Below are 2976 nucleotides of genomic sequence, written 5' to 3' on the forward strand. Positions count from 1 at the left end.
TAGAGGAAATCGGTGCCGCGCTCGAAAGCTCCGGATAGCGCCTGAATACCGATATCGACGGTCCCCCCATCTCCTGCGTAGACGATGACGTTGGTCTTCTTTCCGAGCGTCGCGAACGCATTGCTCATGCCTGAGGCGCAGGCGGCGGCTGCGGCAAATGCTATGTTATATACCGGCACGTTCATCGCCGTGCCGGGGTAGATCCCCTGGAGGACGCTGGTGCAGCAGGCAGGCACGACCAGGACAGAATCAGGGCCGGCGGCTTTGAGCACATAGCGTAGACACAGGGAAGAGCTGCACCCCGCACAGGCGGACGTGCACTTGAACAGATACTCCTCCTTCGGAATCGCGGACAAAATGTTTACACTCCTCTTCTCTATATTTGTCATTAATTGTAATGAGGGTTTTGTGGTTTTGTCCCTGGGCACCTGGGGGCCTTCCAGGGAAACTGGTGAGGTGGAGATGGTGCTATGCGGGTTAATGCTGGAATAACGGTTTCGGGGAGCACCTACCCAGGCGCCCCGGTCCAGGTGTGGTGGGTGTATGGTGGGCGCCGGGATCCGGGAGGATGCACGCATGAAACCAGCCTTGTCCCGAGCAGTGGACCGTGGGTGGGTATCGCCACGGGAACCTGCCTCCCCCTCAGCCCCCGGGATCCTTCCCGGGAGCGCGCCTACCCCACAGCAGAACCGGGCGGAGAGATCGCCGGATCAGTCCGGTGTAGCACTTCAGGCAGAACGGCGTGCAGAGCCAGACTCCCATCTCAAGGAGAGGGAGGGGACCGTCCCGGCATATCCGGTAACGGTAACTCTCGAGGTTCATCTTCATGTAGGCCGGCGCGATCTCCTCAAACCAGCGTGCCCAGGTGATCCCGCCTTCGGCGACCGGTCGCGATATCCCGGTGATGAAGGCCCGGATATTCTCGCCTTCGGTTCCCTCTCCCGGCCGCGGCACAAAATCGTCGTCGACGATGATCGGTATCACCTCAAACTCCCCGATAACACCTCCTTTCTGCAAGTCGACCGAGAGGATGAACCCCACCGGCGAGAGGTTGTGGGGCCAGTGGGGGTCGAACTGGAACATGCCGAGCGAGTAGGCGATGAGCCCGCCGCGGTAGCGCTCTATCGCCTGCATGGTATGGGGGTGGTGCCCGAGGATCAGGGTGGCGCCTGCATCGATGAGTCGGTGGGCGAGGCCGATCTGCCGTGGAGAGGGGTAGCAGGCCATCTCCGTCCCCCAGTGCAACGAGATCGCGATGTGGTCGCACCTGCCTGCAAGGGCCTCGATATCGCTGAGGACCTCCTCCTCGACCAGCCGGTTGACTCTGGCGTCCCCCGAGACGGCAATTCTCCCGGTCGTGTAACCGGCAAACCCTATCGTGACACCGTTCCTCTCAAGGATTACCGGCCCCCGCCGGTCCGGAGACGCCGATGCCCCGATGGGGAGGATGCCGCGGCTCTCGAGCGCATGCAGGGTGTTTCTCAGTCCTTCGGCGCCGAGGTCGGTCGAGTGGTTGTTTGCAACGCTGAGGATATCAAAGCCTGCATCCACCAGGTACCGGGCGGTATCGGGGGGTGAAGAGAGAACATGATGTTTCCGTGCCCGCTCTCCGGTCTTTGAGAGCGTGGTCTCCAGGTTTCCAAAGAGGAGGTCTTTGTCCCGGAGGATGTGCCCGACCTCCCCAAACGGGTGCCGGCCACCCCCTGTCTGCAGCCAGATGTCGCCTGCTGCCATCAGCCTGAGTCTTCCCATGCTCCTGCCTCACAGTGATATGTCCCCACCGTCCAGCGGGAGATCCTGGATCAGGAACCGGTATTTGCCGCGCCGGGTGCGGGGGATCTTTGTGACAAAGTGGACGGTCACATCCACGTCGCCTTCGAACTTCTTCTCAAGCTCGCTAAGGATATAATCCGTATCCCGGTCGGTGTACCCGGGCTTCCTCACGATCCGGAGGAGGACTTCCCCGACCTTCTCCTGGTAGAACTGAAACTGCACGACGTTATCAAAGACGTCGGAGTGCATGTTGACCGCAGTCATCGATATGAGCCGACGGTCCTTTGTCACGATGAACTCGTGCAGCCGCCCTTCCACATGTTCGAGCAGCGGGTAGTGCCTGCCGCAGGTGCAGGGTCCCTGTGCCGCGGTGGCGAGGTCCATGGTCCGGTAGCGGATGAGGGGGCAGACGTAGTTGGTGAGGTTGGTGGCGACGACCTCGCCCATCTCGCCGGGGTTTGTCACGGGGCGGCCGTCCCGGCCGATCAGTTCGACGATCCCGTATTCGGGGAAGATATGGTAGTGGGTGCTCTCCTCGCACTCCCCGGCGAGCACGGTCTGTTCGGAGTTGCCGTACCAGGAGAAGACCCGACACCCGAACGCCTCCTCGAGGAGACTCCGCTGCCAGGGGTAGAGGTTCTCGGAACCGCAGAGGACCGCCCGCACCGTCGGGAAGGAGTCGACCCCGTGCTCGATCATGTAGCGGGCCAGCAGGGCGGCGGTGGAGGGGTAGGACTGGATGAACCGGGGTTTGAACCGCCGGATCTCGCTGATGTAGGCCGGCAGGGTCTCTTCGGTCATGTGATGGGAGGACATCAGCAACCACCGGCCGAAGAGGGTCTTCTTCCAGTAGACCGCATCCCGGGCGGACCCGACGATGTAGCCGCGGAGGACGACGCATTTGTCGCCGAACCGGTAGCCGACGCGGTCCCACTGGGTCTTCATGAACGCCCACTCCCGGGCCCGGGAGGCGCCCCGCTCGTAGTAGAACCCGACCGGGATCCCGGTGGACCCGCCGGTGGTGACATACTCGAAGGCGGCGTCCGGGTAGTTTCTGGCCTTGAGGTCGGGGAGGTGGGTCTGCAGGTCTTCCCGGGTCAGGACCGGGAGGAGCCGGAGGTCTGCCGGGGTCTGGATATCCCCGGGCACGAGGCCGCGGTCGTCGAAGACCCGGCGGTAGTAGGGGACGTTTGCGTAGGCGTG

2 protein-coding genes and 1 pseudogene are annotated in these 2976 nt (G+C 62.8%); all 3 read right to left on the minus strand.

The features are described from left to right. Positions 1-389, minus strand: a pseudogene (locus tag BP858_RS04060) (thiamine pyrophosphate-dependent enzyme); the annotation flags it as partial. Between the two features lie 253 nt (positions 390-642). After that, positions 643-1752: a CapA family protein gene (locus BP858_RS04065; protein WP_286878908.1), complete on the minus strand. Its 1110-nt coding sequence runs from the start codon at positions 1750-1752 to the stop codon at positions 643-645. 9 nt (positions 1753-1761) lie between these two features. Continuing rightward, positions 1762-2976: phenylacetate--CoA ligase family protein (locus BP858_RS04070; RefSeq protein WP_286878909.1), on the minus strand; the 1215-nt coding region annotated here is incomplete at its 5' end.

The sequence above is a fragment of the Methanoculleus sp. UBA413 genome (genome assembly GCF_002502935.1).
GTDB classification, from domain to species: Archaea; Halobacteriota; Methanomicrobia; order Methanomicrobiales; family Methanoculleaceae; genus Methanoculleus; species Methanoculleus bourgensis.